The sequence below is a fragment of the Nocardioides speluncae genome, from assembly GCF_003121585.1.
Classification (GTDB): domain Bacteria; phylum Actinomycetota; class Actinomycetes; order Propionibacteriales; family Nocardioidaceae; genus Nocardioides; species Nocardioides speluncae.
Genome location: NZ_QEOO01000044.1, coordinates 1 through 26,185, shown reverse-complemented (window position 1 = coordinate 26,185; position 26,185 = coordinate 1). Strand labels below are relative to the sequence as shown.

29 protein-coding genes are annotated in these 26,185 nt (G+C 70.5%); 12 read left to right on the top strand and 17 right to left on the bottom strand.

Going from position 1 to position 26,185, the window contains the following annotated elements; genetic code table 11:
• Positions 1–52: 52 nt before the first annotated feature.
• On the bottom strand, positions 53–784 hold the full coding sequence (locus tag DDV73_RS24110; protein ID WP_240617450.1) for a nucleoside/nucleotide kinase family protein: 732 nt from the start codon (positions 782–784) through the stop codon (positions 53–55).
• A 193-nt stretch (positions 785–977) separates the two neighbouring features.
• Between DDV73_RS24110 and DDV73_RS29385 the strand changes: the two genes are divergently transcribed.
• On the top strand, positions 978–2,390 hold the full coding sequence (locus DDV73_RS29385; protein ID WP_240617449.1) for a lytic transglycosylase domain-containing protein: 1,413 nt from the start codon (positions 978–980) through the stop codon (positions 2,388–2,390).
• Between the two features lie 13 nt (positions 2,391–2,403).
• Here DDV73_RS29385 and DDV73_RS24095 read toward each other — a convergent pair whose 3' ends face one another.
• Positions 2,404–3,159 carry a GntR family transcriptional regulator gene (locus DDV73_RS24095; protein WP_109509822.1) on the bottom strand — a complete coding sequence of 252 codons (756 nt, stop codon included), beginning with the start codon at positions 3,157–3,159 and terminating at the stop codon, positions 2,404–2,406.
• A 150-nt stretch (positions 3,160–3,309) separates the two neighbouring features.
• Here DDV73_RS24095 and DDV73_RS28125 point away from each other — a divergent pair, with 150 nt between their 5' ends.
• A complete protein-coding gene (locus DDV73_RS28125) occupies positions 3,310–3,618 on the top strand; it encodes a hypothetical protein (RefSeq protein ID WP_154402887.1) in 309 nt (102 codons plus the stop codon).
• A 129-nt stretch (positions 3,619–3,747) separates the two neighbouring features.
• Here DDV73_RS28125 and hemB read toward each other — a convergent pair whose 3' ends face one another.
• From hemB to DDV73_RS24060, 7 genes are all read right to left on the bottom strand, one after another.
• On the bottom strand, positions 3,748–4,728 hold the full coding sequence (gene hemB, locus DDV73_RS24090; RefSeq protein WP_109509821.1) for a porphobilinogen synthase: 981 nt from the start codon (positions 4,726–4,728) through the stop codon (positions 3,748–3,750).
• A 23-nt stretch (positions 4,729–4,751) separates the two neighbouring features.
• Positions 4,752–6,440, bottom strand: a complete 1,689-nt coding sequence (locus DDV73_RS24085) for a bifunctional uroporphyrinogen-III C-methyltransferase/uroporphyrinogen-III synthase (RefSeq protein WP_109509820.1) — start codon at positions 6,438–6,440, stop codon at positions 4,752–4,754.
• Entirely contained in the window at positions 6,437–7,393 is a 957-nt protein-coding gene (hemC, locus tag DDV73_RS24080; protein ID WP_109509819.1) for a hydroxymethylbilane synthase, read from the bottom strand. Before hemC ends, DDV73_RS24085 begins: the two co-directional genes overlap by 4 nt.
• Positions 7,390–8,688, bottom strand: a complete 1,299-nt coding sequence (locus tag DDV73_RS24075; protein ID WP_109509818.1) for a glutamyl-tRNA reductase — start codon at positions 8,686–8,688, stop codon at positions 7,390–7,392. Before DDV73_RS24075 ends, hemC begins: the two co-directional genes overlap by 4 nt.
• Positions 8,685–9,401, bottom strand: coding sequence for a redox-sensing transcriptional repressor Rex (locus tag DDV73_RS24070; RefSeq protein ID WP_109509827.1), 717 nt, complete (start codon positions 9,399–9,401; stop codon positions 8,685–8,687). Before DDV73_RS24070 ends, DDV73_RS24075 begins: the two co-directional genes overlap by 4 nt.
• 283 nt (positions 9,402–9,684) lie before the next feature.
• Positions 9,685–9,951 (bottom strand): glutaredoxin family protein, encoded by a 267-nt coding sequence (locus DDV73_RS24065; protein ID WP_109509817.1) that lies wholly within the window; start codon positions 9,949–9,951, stop codon positions 9,685–9,687.
• Positions 9,948–11,585, bottom strand: coding sequence for a class I adenylate-forming enzyme family protein (locus DDV73_RS24060; protein WP_109509816.1), 1,638 nt, complete (start codon positions 11,583–11,585; stop codon positions 9,948–9,950). The genes DDV73_RS24065 and DDV73_RS24060 overlap by 4 nt, the downstream gene beginning before the upstream one ends.
• A gap of 95 nt (positions 11,586–11,680) precedes the next feature.
• On the opposite strand from DDV73_RS24060, the gene DDV73_RS24055 reads away from it, so the two are divergent.
• The 3 genes from DDV73_RS24055 (at position 11,681) to DDV73_RS24045 (ending at position 14,970) form a co-directional block, all read left to right on the top strand.
• Positions 11,681–12,583: an HAD family hydrolase gene (locus DDV73_RS24055; protein WP_109509815.1), complete on the top strand. Its 903-nt coding sequence runs from the start codon at positions 11,681–11,683 to the stop codon at positions 12,581–12,583.
• Between the two features lie 283 nt (positions 12,584–12,866).
• Positions 12,867–13,637, top strand: coding sequence for a sigma-70 family RNA polymerase sigma factor (locus DDV73_RS24050; protein ID WP_109509814.1), 771 nt, complete (start codon positions 12,867–12,869; stop codon positions 13,635–13,637).
• Positions 13,638–13,773: 136 nt separating this feature from the next.
• Positions 13,774–14,970, top strand: a complete 1,197-nt coding sequence (locus DDV73_RS24045) for a DUF5667 domain-containing protein (protein WP_154402886.1) — start codon at positions 13,774–13,776, stop codon at positions 14,968–14,970.
• Between the two features lie 275 nt (positions 14,971–15,245).
• Here DDV73_RS24045 and DDV73_RS24040 read toward each other — a convergent pair whose 3' ends face one another.
• From DDV73_RS24040 to DDV73_RS24010, 7 genes are all read right to left on the bottom strand, one after another.
• Positions 15,246–16,331, bottom strand: coding sequence for a lysophospholipid acyltransferase family protein (locus DDV73_RS24040; protein ID WP_109509812.1), 1,086 nt, complete (start codon positions 16,329–16,331; stop codon positions 15,246–15,248).
• On the bottom strand, positions 16,324–17,376 hold the full coding sequence (locus tag DDV73_RS24035) for an NAD-dependent epimerase/dehydratase family protein (RefSeq protein ID WP_109509811.1): 1,053 nt from the start codon (positions 17,374–17,376) through the stop codon (positions 16,324–16,326). The genes DDV73_RS24040 and DDV73_RS24035 overlap by 8 nt, the downstream gene beginning before the upstream one ends.
• A 15-nt stretch (positions 17,377–17,391) precedes the next feature.
• Entirely contained in the window at positions 17,392–17,493 is a 102-nt protein-coding gene (locus DDV73_RS24030) for a 30S ribosomal protein bS22 (RefSeq protein ID WP_008356322.1), read from the bottom strand.
• Between the two features lie 102 nt (positions 17,494–17,595).
• Positions 17,596–17,802 carry a helix-turn-helix domain-containing protein gene (locus DDV73_RS24025; RefSeq protein WP_109509810.1) on the bottom strand — a complete coding sequence of 69 codons (207 nt, stop codon included), beginning with the start codon at positions 17,800–17,802 and terminating at the stop codon, positions 17,596–17,598.
• A 165-nt stretch (positions 17,803–17,967) separates the two neighbouring features.
• Entirely contained in the window at positions 17,968–19,146 is a 1,179-nt protein-coding gene (locus DDV73_RS24020) for an acetoin utilization protein AcuC (RefSeq protein ID WP_109509809.1), read from the bottom strand.
• A gap of 37 nt (positions 19,147–19,183) precedes the next feature.
• Entirely contained in the window at positions 19,184–19,435 is a 252-nt protein-coding gene (locus DDV73_RS24015) for a type II toxin-antitoxin system RelE family toxin (protein WP_109509808.1), read from the bottom strand.
• Complete coding sequence (locus tag DDV73_RS24010) at positions 19,436–19,684, bottom strand: type II toxin-antitoxin system Phd/YefM family antitoxin (RefSeq protein WP_109509807.1); 249 nt, start codon at positions 19,682–19,684, stop codon at positions 19,436–19,438.
• Positions 19,685–19,932: 248 nt separating this feature from the next.
• On the opposite strand from DDV73_RS24010, the gene trpS reads away from it, so the two are divergent.
• The 7 genes from trpS (at position 19,933) to add (ending at position 25,389) form a co-directional block, all read left to right on the top strand.
• Complete coding sequence (gene trpS / locus DDV73_RS24005; RefSeq protein WP_109509806.1) at positions 19,933–20,961, top strand: tryptophan--tRNA ligase; 1,029 nt, start codon at positions 19,933–19,935, stop codon at positions 20,959–20,961.
• Between the two features lie 77 nt (positions 20,962–21,038).
• The gene (locus DDV73_RS24000; protein WP_109509805.1) at positions 21,039–21,497 is read left to right on the top strand and encodes a hypothetical protein; all 459 of its coding nucleotides are present in this window, start codon (positions 21,039–21,041) and stop codon (positions 21,495–21,497) included.
• Positions 21,498–21,508: 11 nt separating this feature from the next.
• A complete protein-coding gene (locus DDV73_RS23995; RefSeq protein ID WP_109509826.1) occupies positions 21,509–21,934 on the top strand; it encodes a thiol-disulfide oxidoreductase DCC family protein in 426 nt (141 codons plus the stop codon).
• Positions 21,897–22,574 carry a TetR/AcrR family transcriptional regulator gene (locus DDV73_RS23990; protein WP_240617448.1) on the top strand — a complete coding sequence of 226 codons (678 nt, stop codon included), beginning with the start codon at positions 21,897–21,899 and terminating at the stop codon, positions 22,572–22,574. The genes DDV73_RS23995 and DDV73_RS23990 overlap by 38 nt, the downstream gene beginning before the upstream one ends.
• Positions 22,575–22,641: 67 nt before the next feature.
• Positions 22,642–23,145: a SigE family RNA polymerase sigma factor gene (locus DDV73_RS23985; RefSeq protein WP_109509804.1), complete on the top strand. Its 504-nt coding sequence runs from the start codon at positions 22,642–22,644 to the stop codon at positions 23,143–23,145.
• Positions 23,142–24,398 (top strand): Kelch repeat-containing protein, encoded by a 1,257-nt coding sequence (locus DDV73_RS23980; protein WP_109509803.1) that lies wholly within the window; start codon positions 23,142–23,144, stop codon positions 24,396–24,398. Before DDV73_RS23985 ends, DDV73_RS23980 begins: the two co-directional genes overlap by 4 nt.
• A gap of 10 nt (positions 24,399–24,408) precedes the next feature.
• Complete coding sequence (gene add, locus DDV73_RS23975; RefSeq protein WP_240617447.1) at positions 24,409–25,389, top strand: adenosine deaminase; 981 nt, start codon at positions 24,409–24,411, stop codon at positions 25,387–25,389.
• 9 nt (positions 25,390–25,398) lie between these two features.
• Here the strand turns inward: add and DDV73_RS23970 are convergent.
• A partial coding sequence (locus DDV73_RS23970; protein WP_206051072.1) for an MSCRAMM family protein occupies positions 25,399–26,185 on the bottom strand: 787 nt, incomplete at its 5' end.

Here is a 26,185-nt window from a genome sequence, read left to right as displayed (position 1 = left end):
GACGCCGGTCACGAACATCAACATCCTCACTTCCCGCCCCACGACCAAGCAGTCAGGCACGCCGATGACCTGAATAGTTACAGGTACCTAGTGAAACCGCCCGGCAATAGAACCGCCCCTCGGCCGGGCGCAGCACGACGTCGGCGCGATGCCGGGTGCCGGCGATGAGTACGGCGTTCTGCAGGTCACTGGCGTCGGCCTTGATCGCGGCGTCGTCCGGGGTGCGGCCGCCACGGACGTGGCGCCTCAGGAGCCGTGGCCGCAACCTCTCCGCGTCCACGTCGAGGTACCACGCGACGTCCAGCAGCCCGCGCACGGCGGCCCACGGACCATCGGGGAGCAGCAGGTAGTTGCCCTCGGTGATCACGATGGTGGTCACGGGCCCGAAGCTCACCCCGGCCGGCACCGGTGCGTCCAGCCCACGGTCGAAGGTCGGCCAGCCGACGGTCTCCCCGACCGACCCGCGTACCCGCGCCAGCAGCTCGGCGTACCCGACGGCGTCGAAGGTGTCCGGCTCGCCCTTGCGGGCCCGGCTGCCGGCCGCGTCGAGAGTCTCGTTGGGCAGGTGGAAGCCGTCCATCGGCGCGATCTCGGCAACAACGCGGCCCGCGCGGCGGTTGACCTCCTCGCGCAGCCGCCCGGCCAGCCTCGATTTCCCGGCGGCGGGCGGGCCCACGATGCCGGCCACGAGGCGACGCCCCTCAGCGGTTGCGCCGGAACTCCGGATCAGGAGGTAGCGGGCCAGTCCGGGCAGCGATATCTGGGTCCCGTCGCTGCTCGCCACGGCCTTCAGCATAGGTTCGCCGGCCGTATCCACGTCGTACACCGGCGCTCCTCTCCAGGGATGACCAAGGTGCTCTGATGGGTATCAGTACTGCCCGATCGGGCGGCAAACAGGCCTATTTCGGCCTTTGCACTGCACAGGGTTTGGGGGGCATGATCAACTGGTCCCTGAGCATGCGATGACGAGGGGAAGCATGGCGAGTTCGAGATCGATGTGGATAGACAAGGCCACAGCGGTGGTGCCGCTGGTGGCGTTGTCGACGTTCTGCGCGTTCGGGCTCACCGGGTCCGGTGTGTCGGTCGTCTCCGCCAACATCCGACCGAAGCCCCCGACTGCCCCCGCTCCCGGGACCGTTGTCCCAGACCAGCCTCTCGACGTACCCGCCAGCGAGTCCGATCTCGACCCCGGCATCTCCGCGGCGCCGCCCGGTCTCCGCGGCCAGCCGATCTCCGCGACCTCGGTGTCGCCCACCGACATTCCGACCCCGGCACTCGCGGCGTACCAGCGCGCGGCGACGGTGATCAACCACGCCGACAAGTCCTGCAAGCTGCCGTGGGAGCTGCTCGCGGCCATCGGCCGCGTCGAGTCCCACCACGGCACGTACGGCGGCAGCCGGCTCGACGCCAACGGCGTGGCCCGCCCCTCGATCATCGGCATCGCCCTGGACGGCAACCGCAACACCAGCCGGATCCTCGACACCGACCGCGGCAAGCTCGACGGCGACACGGTGCACGACCGCGCGGTCGGCCCGATGCAGTTCATCCCGTCGACCTGGTCGGCGGTGGGCGTGGACGCCGACGGCGACAAGCTGCGCAACCCGCAGGACGTCGACGACGCGGCGCTGGGCGCGGCCGTCTACCTCTGCGCGGGCTCCGGAAGCCTGGCCAAGCCGGAGGGCCAGCGGACGGCGGTGCTGCGCTACAACCACTCCGACGAGTACGCCGACGTGGTGCTCGCGCTGCTCGAGGCCTACCAGAGCGGCGACTACGGGACCACGCCACCGTCCGCCACCCCGCAGCCCGGTGACCCGGTCCCGGCACACTGGAACCCGACGCCCGCCGAGGAGCAGGTCGACCTGATCGTGCAGGCCGTCCACCAGGTCCAGGAGGAGAACCCCGACCTGGTGGCGGAGCCGGTGGTGCCTCCGGACACTCACGAGCCGAGCGACCCGCACCCGACCGACCCCACGGACCCGACGCAGCCGACCAAGCCCCCGATCGATCCGGCCAATCCCGGCGAGCCGACGGTGCCGCCGGTGCCGACCGACCCCTCGGAACCGTCCGACCCGTCGTCACCCACCGCGCCGACCGACCCGACGGACACCCCCACCGAATCGCCGACCAGTCCGCCGGCGTCCCCGAGCCCCAGCCCGAGCCCCAGCCCGACCGGTGAGGACCGGGCGGTGTCGGGCACGCTGACCGGCGACCTGCTCGCGCGGCTCGACGAGGCCGCGCGGGCCGACCTGCTGGCCGTCCTGGCAGGAGCGAGCGCTGCTGACGCGGAGGCGGCGGAGACGACCTGCTTCTCGGCCGCGACCGAGCCGTACGACGACGCGGCGCTGGCGACCTGCCTGGCCGACCTGCTCGCGCAGCCCGCACAGCCCTGACGAACTCAGCCGCTCACAACGGGCTGATTGGCAGGTCCTCATAGAGCAGAACGGCCCGCTCGGCGAGGATCACCGAACGCAAGAACTCAAGCGGGGCTCGAGATTCGTCGAGCGTGAGCCGCTCTAGGATCAGCGCAGGCGTCGTCTTCGGAACCCTCATTGCCGCAACCTCGTCGTCGGCCAAGACCCGCGCAGTGACCGACTCGGTGACCGACGCCGGTTCGTGCCCGGCCGCGGCCAAGGCGGCATAGATTCCGCCATCGACCTTGTCGGGGCTCGCGATAGGCGTGCCAGCAGCCAATTCGAGCGGCAACCACGAATGCTGAATCTGAGCCAGCTGATCGTCAATCCACATGTGCCGACGGCGGTAGACAACCTCGCCACCGACCTCGATACCAAGACGCGCTGCGAGTTCATCGTCTGCGTGCTGTACCTCCACATGGTCCACCTCCGTCCGGCCCTCCAGGTCCTGCGCTGCGCAAGCCGTTTCCCAAGGGCCCGCAACGTTCTCCGAACGGAGTGTGGCGGCATAGCGGGAAAGCGCCAGCCGTACCGGGCGCTCTCTGACGACGGTGCCGCGTTTGCGCACCGGATCGACCAGACCCTCCATCCGAAGCTCCGCCACAGCCTGTCTCACCACCGACCGCGACACTCCGAACCGGTCGGCAAGCTCCGGCTCCTTCGGGATCAGTGATCCGGGCGGATAGTCGCCGCGAACGATTGCCTCCCGAATGCCATCGGCGACCCTTCGGTAGAGCGGTTGGCCCATGCCACATCCTTCACGTCGGTCGAGGCCAAGCGTAGGCGCCAGCTAAGGGAACGATCGACGCCCGCATCCACGCTCTTCCATTGACAGGATTAGATACGTATCTAATGATAGATGCGTATCTAATCTACCTGGCGTGCGATAGGAGTCACGATGGTTGAGATCCTTCAGCAGGTGTCAGTTCCATCAAGCTGCGATGCCGACGATGACCTGGTTCGACATGCACGGGATGCCCTCAACACGTTCGTGGTCGTGGAGAGATGCCAGGGCCGTGAGCCTGATCCGCGTCTGGACCTCGCGGCATGGCGAGAGTGGTACGACGGCGCCTACCATCCCGCACACCAGAGATGGGACCGTGCGATGGACTTGCTTGAGGGCTTGCTCAAAGACAGACTCCCTGAGCAGGCAGCAGAGAACTGGGTCTCCGTTTGTGTCAGGATCCTCAGCGGCGAGTTGAGATGATCGAGGTCGCGTTACTCGCCGTTGCCGTTCTGCTGGTGCTCGTGTGCACCTTCGTACAAGTCCGCTCGCTGACGTCAGTGAGCGGGAAGCGAGCACGCCGGAGCCGCAGACATCGGCGCCGAGCGTTCGTCAGCGGTCGTGGAGGAGCCGGACAGCCTCGGCTGCCCAGTAGGTCAAGATAACGTCCGCGCCCGCGCGGTGGATCGAGGTCAGCGTCTCGACGATGGCAGCTTCTCGGTCGATCCAGCCGTTGGCGGCTGCGGCTTCGACCATCGAGTACTCACCCGAGATGTTGTACGCCGCGACCGGCACGTCGACCGCGTCGCGCACCTGGCGGACCACGTCGAGGAAGCCCAGCGCCGGCTTCACCATCACGATGTCGGCGCCCTGCTCGACGTCCAGCAGCGCCTCCCGGACGCCCTCTCGCGCGTTGGCAGGGTCCTGCTGATAGGTACGGCGGTCGCCGATGAGCGAGGACCCCACCGCCTCCCGGAAAGGCCCGTAGAAGGCCGATGCGTACTTCGTGGAGTAGGCCAGGATCGAGACGTCGGTGTGGCCGGCGCCGTCGAGCGCGGTGCGCGCCACCGCGACCTGGCCGTCCATCATCCCGCTCGTACCGACCAGGTGGACGCCGGCAGCCGCCTGCGCCCGCGCCATCTCGGCGTACACCTCGAGCGTGGCGTCGTTGTCGACGGTGCCGTCGGCGGCGAGGACTCCGCAGTGACCGTGATCGGTGAACTCGTCGATGCACAGGTCGGCCATCACCGGCAGCGCGTCGCCGACCTCGGCGGCGACGTCGGCGATGGCGACGTTGAGGATGCCCGCCGGGTCGACCGCGCCGGAGCCGACTGCGTCCTTCTGCTCCGGGATGCCGAAGAGCATGACCCCGCCGAGGCCGAGGTGCGCGGCCTCCGAGACCACCTTCCGCAGCGAGTCACGGGTGTGCTGGTAGACGCCGGGCATCGAGGAGATCGCCTGCGGCTCGGTGATCCCCTCCCGCACGAACACAGGCAGGATCAGCTGCCGGGGCGCGACCGCGGTCTCGGCGACCAGTCGCCGCAGCGCGGGCGTCCGCCGCAGCCGCCGCGGGCGGATGACGGGGTTCTCCATTACCCGATCCTCTCAGAGCACTGTTAACTCGAGGTTGCCTTCCGGCGGGTGGACGGCTTCCGCTCGGACGGCTTGGTGACTGGCTGGCCGGACTCGATCAGCGACGCCCGGCGCGCGGCACCGAAGTCGGCGAGCGCGTCGACCAGCAGCTCGACCGACGGCTCCGGAGCAAGTACGTCGACCCGGAGGCCGTGCTCCTCGGCGGTCTTCGCGGTGGCCGGGCCGATGCAGGCGATCACCGTCGACGGGTGCGGCTTGCCGGCGATGCCGACCAGGTTGCGCACCGTCGAGGACGAGGTGAACACGACCGCGTCGAACTTGCCGGTCTTGATCGCGTCGCGGGTCGGCGCCGGCGGCGGGGTGGCCCGCACGGTCCGGTACGCCGTGACGTCGTCGCACTCCCAGCCCAGGTCGATCAGGCCGGCCACGAGGTTCTCGGTTGCGATGTCGGCGCGCGGGAGGAAGACCCGGTTGATCGGGTCCAGCACCTCGTCGTACGGCGGCCAGTCGGCCAGCAGCCCGGCCGCGGACTGCTCGCCCGACGGCACCAGGTCCGCCCGCAGGCCCCACGCGGCGATCGACGCGGCGGTCTTGTCGCCGACCGCGGCGATCTTCAGGCCGGAGAACGCGCGGGCGTCCAGGCCGTACTCCTCGAACTTCTCACGGACCGCCTTGACCGCGTTGACCGAGGTGAACGCGATCCACTCGTAGCGGCCCTCGACCAGGCCGCGCACGGCCTTGTCCATCTGTAGCGGGTTGCGGGGTGGCTCGACCGAGATGGTCGGCACCTCCTCGGGCACCGAGCCGTAGCCACGGAGCCGGGCCGACAGCGAACCGGCCTGCTCCTTGGTACGCGGCACCAGCACCCGCCAGCCGAACAGCGGCTTGGTCTCGAACCACGACAGGGTCTCGCGCAGGTTCACGACAGTGCCGATGACCGTGATCGCCGGCGGGTTGATCCGCGCGGCGCGGGCGTCGGCAGCGATGTTCTCCAGCGTGGAGGTGACCGTGGCCTGCGAGGTCGTGGTGCCGACCTGGGTCATCGCGACCGGGGTCTCGGGCGAGCGGCCGGCGGCGATCAGCGCCTTGGCGGTCTCGCCGATCGAGCCGACGCCGGACAGCAGGACCAGGGTCCGGTCGTCGGCGTACTGCTCCCAGTCGATCCGCTGCTCGCCGCAGGTCACGACCGCGACCTCGCGGTTGTTCTTGGTGGTCAGCGGGATGCCGGCGTACGCCGGGACCGCGGTCACCGATGAGACGCCCGGCACGATCTCGAAGCCGATCTCGGCCTTGGCGCAGGCCTGCGCCTCCTCCGGACCGGACGCGTAGACGAACGGGTCGCCCGACATCAGGCGGACCACGCGGCGGCCCTTCTTGGCCTGGCGGACCACGACCTTGGCGCGCGCGGCGTGGGTCAGCGGCTGGCCGTCCTCACCGAAGCCGCCGTCGACGAACTCTGGGCCGTCCGACTCGGTCGGCTCGCCCGGCTCCTCGCTCTCGACCGGCGCCGGAAGGCCGAGCACCGAGCGCACCAGCTCGGCGTGCTCGGGGAGCTCGGTCACCACGATCTCTGCGTCGCGGAGCAGCTCGACGGCGCGCACCGTCAGCAGACCGGGGTCACCGGGGCCGCTGCCGACGAACGACACCCAGCCGCGCACCTGTGAGGGCGCCTGCGGCGGGGTGGATGGGCTGCTGGTCTTGCGTTGTGTCATCCCTGCTGCCTTCTCGCCAAATCGATTGAGCTGCGTTCGATCAAACTGCTGGCGCCGTCGTCGAGCATCTGCTCGGCGAGACGCCGCCCTACTCCGACCGGGTCGTCGGGTGAGCCCGTCGTGGACATGCGAACCGTGAGCGCGCCGTCGTACGACAGCGCCACGGCACGGATCCAGATCTCGTCCCCGTCCCCACCGTCGACGACCTCCGCGAGGGCGCCGAGCGGGGCGGAGCAGCCGGCCTCGAGCGTCGCGAGCACCGCTCGCTCGGCCTCGACAGCGGCCCGGGTTGCGGGGTCCTCGAGCGCGTCGGCCAGCGCCTTCGCGAGCTCGGCGTCGGCGCTGCGGCACTCGACCGCGAGCGCACCCTGGCCGGGAGCCGGGAGCATCTGCAGCGGGTCGAGCACCTCGGTGGCCTCGTCGGCGCGGCCGAGCCGCGCCAGGCCGGCCTGGGCGAGGATGACCGCGTCCAGCTCGCCGGAGGTGACCTTGCCGATCCGCGTGTCGACGTTGCCGCGGACGCCGACGATCTCCAGGCCGAGGCCGAGGGCCATGAGCTGGGCGACCCGGCGCGGTGAGCCGGTGCCGACGACGCTGCCGGCGGGCAGCTCGCCGAGGGTCAGGCCGTCGCGGGCCACCACCACGTCGCGCGGGTCCTCGCGCTGGGGTACGGCGGCCAGGGTGATCCCCTCTTGGGGGTACGTCGGGAGGTCCTTGAGCGAGTGCACGGCGATGTCGACGTCGCCGCGCAGCAGCGCGTCGCGGAGGGCACTGACGAAGACGCCGGTGCCACCCATGGTCGCGAGCGGCGCCTGGTTGACGTCGCCCTCGGTGGTCACGTCGACCAGCTCGACGGCGTACCCGAGCTTGGCGCGGACCAGCTCCGCGACCAGACCGGACTGGGTGCGAGCGAGCACGGACTTGCGGGTGCCGATCCTCAGAACGTCGGTCATGGCAGCCCGTCCGCCCTGGTCACGGCCTCGACGGCCTCCGGGTCGAGCGCGAACAGCTCGGCCAGCGCCTCGGCGTAGGTCACCGCGCCGGTCTCGTTGGCCAACTCCTTGACCCGGACGGTCGGCTGGTGGAGCAGCTTGTCGGCGACCCGGCGGATCGCCCAGATGACCTCTTCACGGGCAACCGGGTCGAGGTCGGGCAGCCGGCTCATCAGCCGCTCGATCTCGGCGTCGACTACACCGGTGGCCATGGTGCGCAGCGCGACCACGGTCGGGGTGACGCTGGCCTGGTGCCGGGCCGCGACGAACGACGCGACCTCCTGGGCCACGATCTGGCGGACGTCGCCGACCTCGCGGGCGGCATCTGAGTCGCGCAGCTCCTCGGCGAGGGTGCGCAGCCCGATCAGCCGGACGCCGGGCAGGTCGGCCGCGGACTTCTCGACGTCGTGCGGCAGTGCGAGGTCGAGGACGGCGACCGGCTGGCTCCGGTCGGTGCGTGCGGCCGCGAGCTGGTCGCGGGTCAGCACCACGCCCGAGGCGCCGGTGCAGGAGATCACGATGTCGGCCGGCCCGACCTGCTGGGTCAGCGCGGACAGCCCGACCGAGCGGGCGGCGTACTCGCTGGCCAGGCGGTCGGCGTTGGACGCGGAGCGGTTGACCACGGTGATGTCGGCGGCGCCGAGCCGGGACACGGTCGAGATCGCCAGCGACGCCATCGCGCCGGCGCCGATCACCACGACGTGCTTGCCGCTGACCGGGCCGACGTGGGTGACGGCGCGGTCGAGCGCGGCGGTGACCAGCGAGGGAGCGGCGCGGTCGATGTCGGTCTCGGCGTGCACCCGCTTGCCGACCCGCAGCGCCTGCTGGAACAGCGAGTTCAGGGCCGGGCCGACGCTCCCCATCTCCTGACCGACCCGCAGCGACTCGCGGACCTGACCGAGGATCTGGCCCTCGCCGACCACCATCGAGTCCAGCCCGGACGCCACCTGGAACAGGTGGGAGACCGCACCGTCGTCGTAGTGCACGTAGACGTGCTTGAGAAGCTTGGCGCCATCCGCGTCGGTGGCGCGGTCGAGCAGCAGCCGGGAGATCTCCTCGACGCTGCCGTGGAAGCGCGCGACGTCGGCGTACACCTCGAGCCGGTTGCAGGTCGCCAGCGCCGCCGCCTCGGTGACGTGCTCGCCCGCGAGCACGTCGGCGATCAGCTTGGTGACGCCGTCGCCGTCGAGGGCGAGCCGCTCGAGTACGTCGACCGGCGCCGTCTTGTGGGATACCCCGAGGACCAGCACGCTCATGCGGTGACCTCCTCGTCCAGACCGCCGTCAGCGGCGGTCGCCGGGATCGCCTTCCGCTGCTCGTGGTAGGCGAGGATCTGAAGCTCGATCGACAGATCTACCTTTCTGACGTCGACTCCGTCAGGAACGTTGATCACGGTTGGGGCAAAGTTCAAGATGCTGGTGATCCCGCAGGCGACCAGCTTGTCGGCGACGTCCTGGGCGGCGACCGCCGGCGTCGCGATAACGCCGATCGAGACGCCCTGCCCGGCCACGATCCGCTCGAGGTCGTCGAACGGGCGCACCGGCAGGCCGGCGACCAGCTCGTCGTGACGCTGCGGGTCGGCATCCAGCAGCGCGACCACCGAGAAGCCGCGGGAGCGGAAGCCGGAGAAGTTGGCGAGCGCGTGCCCGAGGTTTCCGATGCCGACGATGATGACCGGCCAGTCCTGGGTCAGCCCGATCTCGCGCGCGATCTGGTAGCGGAGGTAGGCGACGTCGTACCCGACGCCGCGGGTGCCATAGGAGCCCAGGTAGGACAGGTCCTTGCGGAGCTTGGCGCTGTTGACGCCGGCCGCCGCGGCGAGGTCCTCGCTGGAGCAGGTGTCGGTGCCCTGGTCGGCGAGCGAGGTGAGCGCGCGCAGGTAGATCGGAAGCCGCGCCACCGTCGCCTCGGGGATCTCGCGTCCGCTCTCGCGGCCCTGCGGGCGCCCGGCGACACCATCGACGTGCACCACCCCATCAGGGGCGTCGTCCGCGGGTGTCCGTGCAGTCACTGCTCTCGTCTCCACTAGCCGCAGCAGCCCAGCCTCGTCCCGGAGGGCTTTTTCCTGCGGCCCAGCCACTGTAGGAGGTTTGTGAACGACAGAACAAACTGACGAAGCCCTCGGCTATCACAAGTGACTTTTCCCACGGCGCGCGGGGGCCTGGGTGGTGGTGGAAGGCGGCAGTTTCACTAGGTACCTAGTGAAACTGTCCCTCCCCGTCGGAAACTTCTCGTGGGCTGGGACAGATTCACTAGGTACCTAGTGAATCTGCCCCCAACGCCGCCCGCAGCCGGTTCTCGTCGACCCGCCAGAAGTCGTGCTGGCGGCCGTCGACGAAGGTCACCGGGATCTCCTCGCCGTACTTGCGCTGCAGGGCGGGGTCCTGGTCGATGTCGACCTCGGTGTACGACGTCCCGACCTCGGCGCAGACCTTCTCGATGACCGCCCGGGCGTCCTCGCAGAGGTGGCAGCCGGGGCGGGAGTAGAGGGTGACCCGGGGCCCTGTCGTGGACGTCATCGGTCGTCCGGGTCGGCGTCGAGCAGCCCCAGGACGCGCCGCCGCTCGACGGCACGGAGCCGGCCCTTCTGGACCTTGCCGGTGACGGTGAGTGGCAGCTCGGCGACCACGTTGACCGCGGACGGCTGCTTGAACCGGGCCAGCCGGGCCTCGCAGTGCCGGCGTACCTCCTCCTCGACCTCGGCCGCGTCGCGGTCGGCGGTGACGTAGGCGACCACCGCTTCCCCCGTCGACGGGTCGGACACGCCGATAACCGCGGCGTCGACGACGCCCGGCACCTCGCGGATCACGTCCTCGACCTCGATCGGGTAGACGTTGAACCCGGACACGATCACCAGCTCCTTGAGCCGGTCGACGAGGAACAGGTCGCCGTCGCCGTTGCGGTAGCCGACGTCGCCGGTCGACCACCAGCCGTCCGCGCCGGGCCCGCCGCCGCCGTCTGGCCAGTAGCCGCTGAACAGGTTCGGGCCGCGCAGCTCGATCTCGCCGGGATCCTCGTCGTGCGCCTCTCCACCGGAGTCGCCGGAGTCGCCGGCCAGCCGGATCTCGACGCCGGGCAACGCCGCGCCGACGCTGCCGGAGATGGGCGCCTTGCTGCACAGGGTGCTGGTCACCGCCGGCGCCGCCTCGGTGAGCCCGTAGCCCTGGTGTACGGCGATCCCGGTCCTTGTGGCGAACTCCTCGACCACCTCGCCCGCCAGCGGCGCCGAGCCGGACAGCACCAGCCGCACCCCGGCCAGCCGGTCGCGCAGATCGGGCTCGGGGAGCCAGTAGCCGAACACCGGCGGGGCGACCGGCAGCACCGTGCAGCCCTCCGCGCCGACCAGGTCGAGGGTGCCCTGCGGGTCGAAGCGCTCGGCCAGCATCAGCTTGGCGCGGTGCCGCAGGACGCTGCCGAGGACGGCGTTGAGCCCGTAGACATGGAACAGCGGGAGCACGCCGAGCACGGTGTCGTCGCGGCCGATCATGTGCGGCTCGACCGCGGCGACCTGCTCGATGTTGGCCAGCAGCGCCCGGTGGCTGAGCATCGCCGCCCGCGGCCGGCCGGAGGTGCCGCTGGTGTAGAGGAGGACTGCGAGCGCCTCGGGGTCCACCCGGACCGGCTCCGGCGCACCGAGGCCGGCGATGAGGTGGTCGTAGGACCGCTCCCCCGGCTTCAGCGTGGCGCCGGCCACGACCACCCGCGGGACCACCGCCCGCTTCAGCAGCTCGGCCGCGAGCTCGGTCTCGACCCCGGCCAGGGCCGCGCCGACCAGGTCGACGGCTTCCCGCACCCGGGTCACGGTGTCCGCGTCCGCGACCACCATCCGCGACCCGGAGTCGGCGATCATCCGGGCCAGCTCGGAGACGCTCGACCCTGGGTTGACGGGTACGGCGACCACCCGGGCGCGTTGGGTGCCGAGGTAGGTGGTGACGAACTCGACCCGGTTCCCGACCGCGATCAGCACCCGGTAGCCCGCGATCACGCCGGCGGCGCGGAGGCCGGTGGCCACCCGGCGTACCTCCTCGTCGAGCTCGCGCCAGGTCAGCTCGCGGCCGCCCGTCTCGGCGAGGGCGACCCGGTCTGGCTCCGCCTCGGCGGCCAGCGTGAGGAGGGCGGCCACGTCGGACGCGTGGGTCTCCGCAGAAGACATGGATTCGATCCTATGCGCCGACCCGGCCCTATTGACCAGAGGAGCGCAGCGGGGGAGGTCAATAAGGGCCGGGTCGGCGCAATAGGCTGGTCGCCGTGACGCCACCGTCCCCTGGCCGCAAGCGCCCCGCGGCTCGCCGGCTCGACCTCCAGCAGCGCTCGAAGCTTGCCGGGGAGGCGTCGGCGGCGTCGGCGGAGGTGGAGTCGGCGCTGGACACCCCGGCGGACCCGACCGCGGCGGCGTTCTTCGACGTCGACAACACCGTGATGCAGGGCGCGAGCATCTTCCACCTGGCCCGGGGGCTGCACAAGCGCAAGTTCCTGACCACCCGCGACATCCTCAGCGGCGCCTACAAGCAGGCCTACTTCCGGCTGGCGGGCGTCGAGGACCCCGAGCACGTCGAGAAGGCGCGCGCCGAGGCGCTCGGCTTCATCGCCGGCCACACCGTCGCCGAGCTCGAGGAGCTGGGCGAGGAGATCTTCGACGAGGGCATGGCGCACCGGATCTGGCCCGGCACCCGCGCCCTCGCCCAGCTGCACCTCGATCAGGGCCAGCGGGTCTGGCTGGTCACCGCGGCGCCGATCGAGCTGGCGCACCTGATCGCCCGCCGGCTCGGGCTGACCGGCGCGCTCGGCACCGTCGCCGAACACGAGAACGGCGTCTACACCGGCCGGCTGATCGGCGACCTGCTGCACGGCCCCGCGAAGGCCGAGGCGGTCAAGGCGCTGGCCGCCCGTGAGGGCCTGGACCTGTCCAGGTGCGCGGCGTACTCCGACTCCCACAACGACCTGCCGATGCTGAGCCTGGTCGGCGAGCCGTGCGCGATCAACCCCGACCGCAAGCTGCGCGAGCACGCGCGGGCCGCGGGCTGGCGGGTCCGCGACTACCGGACCGGACGCAAGGCGGCCCGCGCGGGCCTGATCGCCAGCGGTGTCGCCGGCGCGGTCGGCGGCGGGGTGGCGGCGGCGGTCGCGCTGCGCGGCCGCAAGCGTCCCTGACCCGCGATCGCGACCGGAGATGGAGGATTTCTGGACAGTGCGGCGGCAGAAATTTCCTGGCAGGAGTGGCAGGACTACCGCTCGCATGTCCTGAAATCGGACGCCCAGGCTCACCCACGAGACTCACTTGGCGGACACACGCCGAGCTAGGGGGTCGCCATGTCCACATTGTGTGGTTATCGTGATTTGACCAGGTTTCGACTATTGACTGTTCACATTGCTCGATAGCGGACCTATCCTGTAGCCCGGCTCAATGGGAGAGGGCCACACGGGAGGGCATTGAATGGGACACCCACTGCGCGAGACAGCGCGAGGCTTTGCCACGCTTCGCGCCGCCGTGCTCGAGGTGCTGCTCTCTGAGGGAGTCGTGCCTGCTCTCGCCACCGGCCCCCATGGGCCGGCGTTCACCGAGTCCGCACGCCAGACGACGACGGCCGACATCGGCGGACCCGACGGGTACGACGACACCGACCTCGCCGCCTCCTCCGAGGAGGACCAGGCCGAGCGGGAGCGGCTGATCGCGCTGGTCGAGCTGGCCCGCAAGGGCGACAAGGAGGCCTTCGGGCTCCTCTACGACCACTACCACCAGTCGGTCTACCGGTTCCTCTACTACCGGACCCGCTCCACGACGCTGGCCGAGGACCTCGCCTCGGAGACCTTCTTCCGGGCGCTGCGGAGCATGAACAACTTCCGCTGGCAGGGCAAGGACTTCGGCGCCTGGCTGATGACCATCGCCCGCAACCTCACCACCGACCACTTCAAGGCCGGCCGGACCCGCCTGGAGCGGACCACCGAGGACATGGGCATCCACGATGCCTCCACCGAGGGCCCGGAGACCACGGTGCTCGCCTCGCTCACCAACCAGGCGCTGCTGACCGCGCTGAAGGACCTGCCGGCCGAGCAGCAGGACTGCCTGGTGATGCGGTTTCTACAAGGGATGAGCATCGCCGAGACCGCCTCGGTGCTGGGCCGCAGCGAGGGCGCGGTCAAGCAGCTCCAACTCCGCGGCGTACGCAACCTCGCCAAGCTGATGCCGAAGGGGTGGCGAGACTGATGCACAAACCGCACATCACACCCCGTTCTCGCGTAACTTCCGGTGCTGTCCGGTCGTTGGACGCGCAGTTGGCATCTGAAGCGTTGGCCCCGGGGGGTCTCCAGCGCTGCCGCCCGACCTGGACAGGACTACCACAATGACCTCGTTGATTCCCGCGCGACGACGCGCTGCGGAGTTCGACGCTTTGGTCGACGGCCGCACCACCGGCAGGCACGATGCGCGGTACGGCGACCTGGTGGTCCTGGTGTCCGACCTCAAGGATCTGCCCGACGTCGGCCCGCGCCCCGAGTTCGCCGCCGACCTCCGTGCCGCCCTGATGGCCGAGGCCGACACCGCGCTGATCAACGTCGATCGCGAGCTCACCCTCCCGGTCCGCCGGCACAGCCGCGGCCAGCGTCGGCTCGCTACCGCCGCGGCCGGCATCGCGATCGTCGGCGCCTCGACCTCGATGGCCGTCGCCGCTCAGTCCGCGCTGCCGGGCGACGCTCTCTACCCGATCAAGCGCGTCCTCGAGGACGCCCAGTCCGGCATCCGCTTCTCCGACGAGGCCCGTGGCCGCGCCGAGCTGGAGAACGCCAGCGCCCGCCTCAGCGAGGTCAGCGACCTCTCGCAGCGCGGGACGGCCGCGGCCGACGCCCGGGTTCCCGGCACGCTCGACGCGTTCACCGAGCAGGCCGAGCGCGGCTCGGAACTGCTGCTGGACGAGTACGCCGCCACCGGCGACACCTCCGAGATCGGCAGCGTCCGCACGTTCGTCGCCGACAGCATGGCCACCCTCGAGGCACTCGACCTGATCGTGCCCGACCGCGCACACGACGAGCTCAAGGAAGCCGCCCGCGCCCTGACCCGGATCGACGACGCCGCGCGCAGCGCCTGCCCGACCTGCGAGGGCCCGGCCGCACTCGACCTGCCCCTGATCTTCCTCACCGGGGCCAGCCCCGACGCCCCGATCAACCAGTCGTTCGTCACCTTCCCGAACACCCCCGGCAAGCAGCCGACCAAGCCCGCCGACACCCACCCCGACGCGGGCGGCCAGCCACCCACCGACGAGCAGCCCGGCCCCGGCGACAACCCGTCCGACCCCGACGACCCGTCGAACCCGGACAACCCCGACCCGGGACTGCCCACCGACCCGATCGACCCCGACGACCCCACCGGCGGCCTCCCCCAGCTGCCCAGCAACCCGGTCAAGGACCTCACCGACGCTGTAGTAGGCGACGGCGACCCCTCCACCCCCGAGGACAGCCCCCTGGCCACCATCGTCGAAGGCGTTGGCAGCACCCTAGGCGGCCTCCTAGGCGGCCTCACCGGCAAGCGCGCCACCCTCCGCTAGAACCCAAACAACCCCGCCCAGCCACGCGCCGCAGTAGGGCCGGTGTCGGCCGTGCTCGGGTTACCTTCGGGCAGCGTCAAGCGGCTTGGCCGCGGCGGCCGCAAGCGGCGAAGTACCACAACAAACAGAGCGCGGCCGACGCGCCGCCGCAGCGCCCGAAGGTGGGCCGAGCGCGGTCGACACCGGCCCAACCCAGAGCCCCCAGAGCCCCCAAGAAGCCCCACACCGCCTTGGTTTCGAGACGGTCGCAGAGCGACCTCCTCAACCAGCGGCAGCTAGCCGAAAACCGACTTCCGCTCCATCAACAGTGAGTAGAGCGTCTGCTGGATCGCCTCTCGCACCTGGTCCGTCACATTGAAGACCAGCATCGGATCATCGGCAGCCCCGGCCTCGAACGCGTCGGTCCGGATCGGCTCGCCGAACTCGATCAGCCACTTCGACGGCAGCGGCACCATCCCAAGCGGACCGAGCCACGGGAAGAACGGCGTGATGGGGATGTAGGGAACCCCGAGCAGCCGGGCCAGAGAGGGCACGTTGCCGACCAGCGGATAGATCTCCTCGGCACCGACCACCGACACCGGGACGATGGGTACGCCGGTGCGCATCGCGGCGGACACGAAGCCACCGCGGCCGAACCGCTGCAGCTTGTACCGCTCGGAGTACGGCTTGCCGATCCCCTTGAAGCCCTCGGGCCAGACACCGACCAGCTCGCCGGCGTTCAGCATCCGCTCGGCGTCCTCCTGGCAGGCCAGCGTGGCGCCGGTCTTGCGGGCCATCGAGCTGACCATGGGCAGCCGGAAGACCAGGTCTGCCCCCAGCGGCCGCAGGAACCGCTCGGTGGAGTCGTGGATCGCCTGCATGGTGACCAGCCCGTCGACCGGGACCGTCCCGGAGTGGTTCGAGACCACCAGCGCGCCGCCGTCGGCGGGGATGTTCTCGACGCCGCGGACCTCGACCCGGAACCACTTCTCGGCGATCGGCCGGATCATCGCCAGCACGAACCGCTCAGTCAGCTCACGGTCGAAGCCGTACTCGTCGACGGCGTACTCGCCGGTCAGGCGGTGCCGCAGGAAGGCCAGGAACTCGGCCAGCCGACGTTCCCACTGGTCGCCGAAGACCTCGCGGGCGGCGATGTTGAGCGCGGCGTGCCAGTCACCGAGCGGGATGCCGGTCGTGGGCTGCTCGCCCTCGGTAGCGGCGGACTCGTCGTCGGGCTGCTCGACCTCCGGCTCGTCGGCCGGACCGCGGGTCGGCTTGGCGCCGGGCGCCAGGCCGCGTGCGGCCGACGACGGGTGGGCACTACGGGAGCCACGGCCTGGGCGGCCGCGGGTCCCGATCGGGATCACGTCGGCGTCACCCATTGTCCCCTCCTCGAGTGGTCCCCCTGGTGGTCACAGTGGTCAGGGCGTCTTCGAGCCCGGTCAGCATCCGCTCCGGGCGGTTCACGGTGTGGATCAGGCTGCCACCGAAGTCTGCGAACGCCTCGGCGGTGTCGTACGTCGGGTGGAAGTCGAGCAGCTCGCGCATCCGGGTGGTGTCGACCCCGCGCCCGTACGTCAACAGTGCCACCTGTTCGGGCGAGAACTCGGCGCGGCCCGCCTGTCGGTACAGCGAGCCCAGGCTGCTGATCGCGAACGGCGGCACCGGGATCGTCACCCGGCCGAGCCGCCGGGTCGCCTGGCTGAGCATGATCACGCCGTCGCCGGCGATGTTGAAGGTTCCGTGGACGTCCTTGTGGACCGCGTGGGTGAGGACGTCGAGCAGGTCGCGCTCGTGCAGGAACTGCAGGCGCGGGTCGAAGCCGAGCACGGTCGGTACGACCGGCAGCCGGAAGTACGACGTGATCGGGCTGACGACGTGCGGGCCGAGCACGTTGGCGCAGCGCAGCATGGTGACCCGGACGTCCGGCCGGCGGCGGGCGAAGCCGCGGACGTAGCCCTCGACCTCGGCGGCGTCCTTGGCGTAGCCGGCGCGCGGCTGCCGCTTGGGACCCATGTCCTCGGTGAACATCGCCGGGTCGCGGCTGCTCGCGCCGTACACCGTGGTGGTCGACTTCACGACCAGCGTGTCCAGGTTGGGCGCCTTCTGGCAGGCAGCGAGCAGCTGCATGGTGCCGATGACGTTGAGCTCTTTCATCGACGCCCGGCCGCTGAGGCTGCCGGGCGTGGCGATCACGCTCATGTGGACGACCGTGTCGATGTCCTCTTTCGCGATCACCTTGGCGATGATCGGATTGCGGATGTCGGCGCGGACGAACGAGACCTCGCCGATGTCACCGCGCGGAGGTACGACGTCGACGCCGATGACTCGGTCGACAGAGGGGTCGGCGGCGAGGGTACGCGCGAACCGACGCCCGAGGTCACGAGAGACCCCGGTGACGAGAACGACCCGCCCATCCCGGCCCATCGCGACCGTCTGGCCTTACTTGCCGAGCTTGCGACGCTGGACGCGAGTCTTCTTCAGCAACTTGCGGTGCTTCTTCTTCGCCATGCGCTTGCGGCGCTTCTTGATGACAGAACCCACGAAAGTACCTCTCAAAAGCCAACGCCCGGAGGCAGCACCCCCGGGGATCCCCCGACCGGGGGCACCGGCACAGCCTATCCGGCGTCGGCCGAAGCCGAAGAATTAGCCCGCGTTGTAGAAGCTTTTCCTGACGTACTCGTGGACGTCTTCCTCGACGACTCGGAACGATCGGCCGACCCGGACCGCAGGCAGGTCGCCGTTGTGGACGAGCCGGTAGACCGTCATCTTCGAGACCCGCATCATCGACGCGACCTCGGCGACGGTCAGGAACTTCACCTCGGAGAGGTCTCCGGACGAACTGGAAGCCATGAGTGCACCGAATCCTTCTGGTGGCACGCGCTCCCAGGCTTCCCCACCCGGTGTCAACGCGTCCCTCTCTCGTGAGAATAGAGCCTGATGTGACTCGTGGGGAAGAGTGGATTGGGAAGTTCTACGCATTCTCGGCGTGGCGAGTTGCGTTCGCCGACGACAGGTCTACGGGAACGGATCCAGGCCGTGCAGCGGGAAGACCTCGCTACGGGTGGAGTGGACGGCGCGGTCCAGCCAGGTGTCGGGGTCGTAACCCTCGCTCCAGTCCCGCCATACCGGCGTCTGCCCACCGTCGGTCATCAGCAGCGGCGCGGTCCGGTCCAGCCTGCTCCGGACGTGCTCGCGCCACGCCTCCGGCGTCGGTGTCGCCGGGTCGATCGGACGGCCGGCCACGATGGCGAGCAGGTGGCTCCACGCCCGTGGCACCACGTCCACCAGCGCGTAGCCACCGCCGCCGGTCGCCACCCACTTGCCGCCGCACAGCTCATGGGCGAGGTCGTGCAGCGCGAGGTACGTCGTCCGCTGGCCGTCCACGGTCAGCATCAGGTGCGCGAGCGGGTCGTCGACATGGGTGTCGCAACCGTGCTGGGTCACCAGGATCTCCGGCTGCCACTCCCGCAGCAGCGGCGGTACGACGGCATGGAAGGCGCGCAGCCAGCCGCCGTCGCTGGTGCCCGGCGGCAGCGCGACATTGACCGCCGTACCCTCGGCGCCCTCGCCACCGACGTCGGCGGCGTTGCCGGTGCCGGGGAAGAGCATCTGGCCGGTCTCGTGCAGGGAGATCGTGAGCACCCGCGGGTCGTCCCAGAAGATCCGCTCGACGCCGTCGCCGTGGTGGACGTCGACATCGACGTAGGCGACCTTGGTGGCGCCCTGGTCGAGCAGCGACTGGATGCCGACGCCGACGTCGTTGTAGATGCAGAAGCCGCTGGCTCGGTCCGGCATGGCGTGGTGCAGTCCGCCGGTGATATTGGCGCTGTGCAGCGACTCGCCGCTCCACACCTGCCGGAACGCCTCGACGCTGGCGCCGACCACGTGGGCCGAGGCGTGGTGCATGTCCTTGAAGATCGGGTTGTCGTCGGAGCCGAGGCCGAAGCCGAGGTCCTCGACGCCCGTCGTGCTCGCCCGCTCCACGGCCTCCAGCATCGCCTGGTCGTGGACCGTCGCCAGCAGATCCCAGTCAGCCACCGGTGCCGCCACCTGACGCAGCCCGATGCCGAGGTCGGCCGCCAGCCGCATCGTCAGGTCCACCCGGATCGGCGACAGCGGATGCGCCGGCCCGAAGTCGTACTCGGTCAGGCTCTGGTCGAAGACCACAGTCGCCGGTCCGCTGCATTCGTGCATGTGCGCGACGTTACCCGCCACGGGCCGCCAGGTCGGCTCAGGGCGTGCGGCCCAGGTGGGTGACAAGGATGCGGATCACGTCGTCGTCGATGACGTAGAGGACCCGATAGAGCCCGACGCGCAGACGGCGTACATCGAGCGAACCGTAGGGGACCGAGCCCAGCGGACGAGGCTCTGCAGCCAGCGCGTCGACCGCCTCGTAGACGGCGGAGAGCCCGCTCGGATCATCGGCAAGGAAGCGCACCGCCGCGTTAGTGGCGACCGGCTCCCAGAAGATCTGGTAGATCACCTACCGCAGCCCGAGCATCCGACCGACCTCTTCATGAGGAACGGCCGGCTCAAGGGTCCCGCGCTGCTTCTTCAGCTCGTACTCTGCGATTGCCAGGGCATCCTCGAGATCCTCAATGACCGTGGGCGAGACCAGAAGCGCGGCAACGTGCCCGTGGTCGGTGAGGGCGATGGTCTCGTGACCGTGGGCCGCGCGGCGGACCAAGTCCCCCAGCTGGGAGCGCGCTGCGCTGATCGCTACCTGACTCATGCCCACATGATTCCACAAGATTGATCTTGTGGTCATCCGCCTCTGCGCGGACACGCCGGATGTATCCCGGCCGGCTGCCACTACACTCGTCACCGTGCTGACCCGACGTAGCTTCCAGTGGTGGCCCGCCTGACCGGCGGACCACGACCGAGCGCGCACCAGCACTCAACTCAACGGCCGCCCGAGGGCGGCCGTTCTGCATTTCGCCGTACGGCGCGTCCCCGGGCTCGACTTCCCAGGAGACGACCATGAACACCAACCCCAGGACGCACCTTGGTTTCGAGACGGTTGCTGCGCAACCTCCTCAACCAGCGGTGCGGCTCAGCCTGCTCAAGCCGACCGGACACCTGACCCTCGGCAACTACCTCGGCGCGCTGCGGCCGATGCGAGACACCCAGCACGCCGACTGCTTCTACGGCATCGCCGACCTGCACGCCCTGACCGTCCGGCACGACCCGGGGCGGCTGCGCGCGCTCAGCCAGGAGCTGGCGACGATGCTGGTCGCGGTCGGGCTGGACCGCAGCACGCTGTTCGTGCAGAGCCGGGTGCCGGCGCACACCGAGCTGTCCTACCTGCTCGAGGCGACGGCGTACACCGGCGAGCTGAGCAGGATGATCCAGTTCAAGGAGAAGTCCCGCTCCGGCGACCAGGCGATCCGGGCCGCGCTCTACACCTACCCGGTGCTGATGGCCGCCGACATCCTGCTCTACCGGCCCCGTCAGGTGCCGGTGGGCGACGACCAGCGCCAGCACGTCGAGCTGACCCGGGACATCGCGCAGCGGTTCAACACGACGTACGGGCCGGTGTTCGTGGTGCCGGAGATCGTGACGCCGCCGGTGGCGGCGCGGGTGATGGACCTGCAGGACCCGACCGCCAAGATGGCCAAGTCCGGCGAGTCAGGACCCGGCGTGATCTATCTGGTCGACCCGCCGGACGTGGTCCGGCGCAAGGTCGCCCGCGCGGTGACCGACTCCGACACCGCTCCGGATGCGGTACGCCGCGACCGGGAGCCCAAGCCCGGCGTGACCAATCTGCTCGAGATCCTCGAAGCCTGCGCCGGCGCGGAGGCGGCCGCCGGGATCACGACGTACGGCGCGCTCAAGCGGGCGGTCACCGACGCGGTGGTGGCCGAGCTCGAGCCGCTGCAGAAGAGCTGCGCCGAGCTCGCCGCCGACCCGGAGCACGTGCGCGCGGTGTTCGCCGCCGGCGAGGAGCGCTGCCGGCAGGTGACCGCGCCCGTGGTGGCCGCCGCGCAGGCCGCGATGGGTCTGATCTGACCCAAAGGTTTGAACCTGTTCAAAACTCGGTATACAGTCATCATCAGAGAATCGAACGTGTTCAAAAGGAGTCTGAGATGGACTGGACCGTCGCCACCTATGTGGCCTACCTGCTCGTCGCCGTACCGCTCACGATCTGGGTCGCCACCACGCTCTCGCACAACGGGAAGCTCTTCCTTGCCGACGTCTTCACCGGCAAGGAAGAGCTCGCCGAGGCGGTCAACAAGCTGCTGGTGGTCGGCTTCTACCTGATCAACCTGGGCTTCGTGATGCTCTACCTGCGGGTCAAGGACCCGGTCAGCGACCTCACCGGGCTGTTCGAGACGCTGAGCGTGAAGATCGGCATCGTCACGCTGGTGCTGGGGCTGATCCACTTCTGCAACGTCTGGGTCTTCAACTCGATCCGCCGCCGCAGCCACCTGGAGAAGTTCCGCACCCCGCCGGTCCCGCCGCAGACCTTCCTTCCGCACCCGCCGACGTTCCAGCCGCCGTTCCCGGCACCCGGCGGCCCCGCGCCGGTCGCCCCCGGGGCCTGACGGTGACCGCGATGGCCGCCGCCCGACCCACCCGGCTGACCGTGCTGTACGACGCCGGCTGCCCGCTCTGCTCCAGGTTCCGGGACTGGTTGATCGGCCAGCTCCAGCTGGTGCCGCTCGACCTGGTTCCGGCCGGGTCGGCCGAGGCCAAGCTGCGGCTGCCTGGCCTCGACCACCGGCGCAGCCTCGAGGAGATCACCGTCGTCGGCGACGACGGCTCGGTCTGGACCAAGGAGAACGCATGGGTCGTCTGCCTGTGGGCAACCGCCAAGCACCGCGCGCTCGCCGAGCGGCTCGCCCAGCCCGCGCTGCTGCCACTGGCCCGCGCGGCGGCGTACACCGCCGCCGGGCTGCGGTCGCTCACGACTACTGCGACCGGGGGTGATTACGCTGACGACTGTGCCGCCGGAGCCTGTGACCCGCTCGCCGAAGGCTGAGCAGACCCGTCAGAACATCGTGGACACCGCGATGCGGCTGTTCCGCGCGGGCGGCTACGACCGCACCACCATGCGCGCGATCGCCGACGAGGCCGGCGTCTCGATCGGCAACGCCTACTACTACTTCTCCTCCAAGGAACACCTGATCCAGGCGTTCTACGACCGGATGGCGCGCGACGTCGCCACGGAGGCCGAGTCCGTCCTGGACAGGGAGACCGAGTTCGCCGAGCGGCTGAGCGGCGTACTCCAGACCTGGGTGACGGTCGCCGAGCCGTACCACGAGTTCGCCGGCAAGTTCTTCAAGAACGCCGCCGAGCCGCAGAGCCCGCTGTCACCGTTCAGCCCGGAGTCCCAGCAGGCCCGCGACGACGCGATCCAGATGTTCCGCAAGGTCATGGACGGCTCCAGCATCAAGCTCAACCCGGGCCTGCGCGCCGCGATGCCGGAGCTGCTGTGGCTGCTGCACATGGGCGTGGTGCTGTTCTGGGTGTACGACGACAGCGAGGACCAGCGCCGTACCCGCACCCTGATCGACAAGGCCGTTCCGCTGGTCGACCGGACCGCGCGGCTGACCCGGCTGCCGCTGGTGCGCGGCCTGGTCGACGACATGCTCGACCTGATCAACTCCTTGAAGCGCTGACCGAACCTCCCCGCGCCGCGGGAGCATCTGAGTGTCAGGTGTAGCGGGCTGAACGGGAGGAGGCCGGATGATCGGCGACGAAGCCGAGTTCACGGCGCTGTTCGCATCCGCCTGGCCGCGGCTGTTCCGGGCGACGTACGCCGTGGCCGGAGACCGGGAGCTGGCCGAGGACGCCCTGCAGTCGGCGTTCGCGAAGGCCTGGGCGGCCTGGCCGAAGGTGGTGGCCGCCGACGACCGGCTGGCCTACCTGCGCCGGATGGCGATCAATGAGGCTCTGGCCCGGCACCGCCGGTCCTGGACCCGGCGCGAGGTCGCCACCGCGACCCCGCCCGACGGATCGCTGCCCGACCCGACCACGGCTCTCTCGGGCAGTGACGCCACCTGGCAGGCGGTCGCGGCGCTGCCGCCGCGGCAGCGGGCAGTGGTGGTGCTGCGCTACTACGAAGACCTAACCGAGCGAGAGATCGCCGACATCCTCGGCTGCCGGCCGGGGACCGTGAAGTCGCAGGCCGCGGCCGCCCTGGCGACGCTGCGGCTGCGGCTGGCCGATCCGGAGGGGAGTACGCGATGACGATCGAGGACACGCTGCGCCAAGGGCTGTCAGACAAGCTGGACACGCTCGACGTACCGCATGGCGACGCGGGCCGGGCGCTCCGCGAGGGCGACCGGGGCCGCGGCCGGCAGCGACACTGGCGGATCGGCATCGCTGTCGCGACCGGGGTCGCGCTGGTCTGCGCCGGGGTGGCCGTCGGTCTCCGCTGGGACGGGTCTAACGAGGTCGACCCAGCGCCCACGCCCGCCGACTGGACCCGGCTGCCCGAGCCGCCGCTCTCGCCGCGGACCGGCGGGGTCGCCGCCTGGACCGGCAGCGAGGCGCTGTTCGTCGGCGGCGAGATCGACAATCTCTGCCCGCCTGGGGCCGACTGCTCGCAGCCATCGACGTACGCCCGGGACGGCGCGGCGTACGACCCGGTTAGCGGAACCTGGCGCCGGATCGCGGACGCGCCGGTCACTGTTGCGGCGCATACCCCTCATGCGATGGTCGGCGACAACCTCGTGATCATCGGTGACGACGGTCTTTGGCACGCGTACGACACCTCCGAGGACCGCTGGCGCGGACTCCCAGAGCCACCCGGGAAGGCGCGCGGCGAGGGGCTCGCCAGGCTAAGTGCCTACGACGGTCGGGTCTACACGCTCGGGCCGATCGCAGTGCAGGTCCTCGACTTGGCGAAGGGAGACTGGTCGGCGCTGCCGGTCAGCCCGGCCCAGCCGAGGCTGGAATCGCACTACGTGACCGCGACACCCGAGGGCGTCGTCGTGGTCGGCCTCGACTCGACCCAGCCCAACGACGGGATCAAACCGTCGTACCTGCTGGCCGAGGTCTGGGACGGCGAGAGCTGGCGGCGGCTGGAGCGCAGCGACATGCTCGGCGGCTACGGCGGCTGGCACTGGACCGGCGAGCGCCTGGTCTCGTTGTACCTGGGGTGCATGGACGGTGGCGAGGTCAACGGTTACGGCCGGTGCATCCCGACCGGCGGCATCCTCGACCCCGGCACCGGCACCTGGGCCTCGCTGCCGGACGCGCCTGCGGAGGGCAGTGGCGGCTGGAGTCTGAACGCCGCCGAGGGCAGCCGGATGGTCAGCTGGGGCTACCTGTACGACGACCGCACCGGCCGCTGGACCAAGGTGCCCCGCCCGGCCGGCGCGCCTCGGGACGGGACGGCGGCGGTGTGGGCCGCCGGGACGTTGATCGCCTTCGGCGGCGTCGACTGGGAGACCCCGGAGCCACGCTTGAGCAACCGCGCTTGGGCCTGGACGCCGTAGGGTCGGCTTCGTGCCGACCCGCCCCGTCGAGACGCTGCCGAAGGCCCAGTCCCACCTGCACCTCACCGGGGCGATGCGGCCGGCCACGCTGCAGGAGCTGGCTGCCCGGCACGGAGTCGCGGTGCCGCCGCCCGCGGACCTGACCGGCGGCCAACACGAGTGGGCCGTCTTCCAAGGCCGCTACGACGCCGCGCGAGCCGCCATCCGTACGGCTGACGACGTCGCCCGGGTGGTCCGCGAGGCCGCCGAGGACGACGCGGCCGACGGCTGCGGCTGGTCCGAGCTGCAGGTCGACCCGACGTCGTACGCACCGGCGCTCGGCGGATTGGAGGCGGTCGTCGAAGCGGTGCTGGCCGCAGCAGCCGCGGCACCACTCCCGATAGGTGTGGTCATCGCGTCGAGCTGGGCCCGCTCCGGCGAGCACGCGACGATGCTGGCCCGCCTCGCCGCCCGGTACGCCGGTGCCGGCGTGACCGGGTTCGGGCTCTCCAACGACGAGCGGCTCGGCTGGGTCGAGGACTTCGCGCCGGCGTTCCGGATCGCCGCCGACGCCGGCCTGCTGCGCACCCCACACGGCGGCTTCTTCACCGGACCGGACCAGGTCCGGGCCTGTGTCGAGGTGCTCGGCGCGACCCGGGTCGGCCACGGGACGTCGGCAGCCACCGACCCGGCGGTCTTGGAGCTGCTGGCCGGACACGGCGTAGCGCTGGAACTCTGCCCGACGTCATACCCGCCGTTCGGGGTGCACGCACTCGACGAGATCCCGGTACGGGCGTTGCTCGCGGCCGGCGTGCCGGTGGCGATCGGCAGCGACGACCCGCTGCTGTTCGCCGTCGGGGTGGCCGGCCAGTACGCGCTCTGCCGTGACACCCTTCGGCTGACCGACGCCGAGCTGGCGGTGCTGGCCCGCGGCTCGATCACGTCCTCCGCCGCTCCGCCACCGCTCCAGGCAACGCTGCTGGCCGGCGTCGACGCCTGGCTCAGCGACTGAGCGGCATGCTCACTCGGCCTCGACGACCAGGTCGTCGGCCACCACCTCGGAATCCTCCTCGACCACGAAGACCCCGACCACCACCCGGGCTTCCATGCTGATCATCACCGTGTAGCTACCCGGCTCGACGTCGGGAAAGCGATAGCGGCCGTCGGCACCGGTGACGGCAGTGGCGATCGTGTTGTGCCCGACCAGGAGGCTCACCGACTGCTCGGCGACCGGATCGCCAGCCTCGGTCCGCACCAGGCCAACCACGTCCGCCGGGACGTAGGGCTTGAGCCGGATGTCCACCACCTGGTCGGCCCGGCCGATGGTGAGCAGCTGCTCGTAGCGCCCGTGGGTGAGGGAGACGGTCTCCAGCAGCTTCTCGCCTCGGGTGGCGACGTACATCTCGTAGTTGCCGTTGTCGTCGGTATTGGCCGCCATCGAGCCGGGTGCGCCGATTCCTACCGAGACCCGCACGGTCATCTCCGTCGGCTCACCGGTCACGGCGTCGGTGACCGTGCCCGAGATCCGCGCCTTCCAGGGCACTGCCAGGTGGGCGGTGGTCACCGTTCCTGCACTGAGGCGGACGGTGCGGCCGAACTTGCCGTAGTGCTTGTCCGGGTGGTCGGAGCGGAGGTGGTACTCCCCGGCCGCGATCCCGCGGAACACGAACCGGCCGTCGCTCGCCGGACGGACCGAGGAGACAAGGGTGAACCGGCTCTTCCTACCTGAGGTGGGGGCTGGTGAGTCCGCCGCCGACGAGGAGCATGCGTAGGCGGTAGTTGTCGTAGTTGCGGAATCCTCGGGCGAC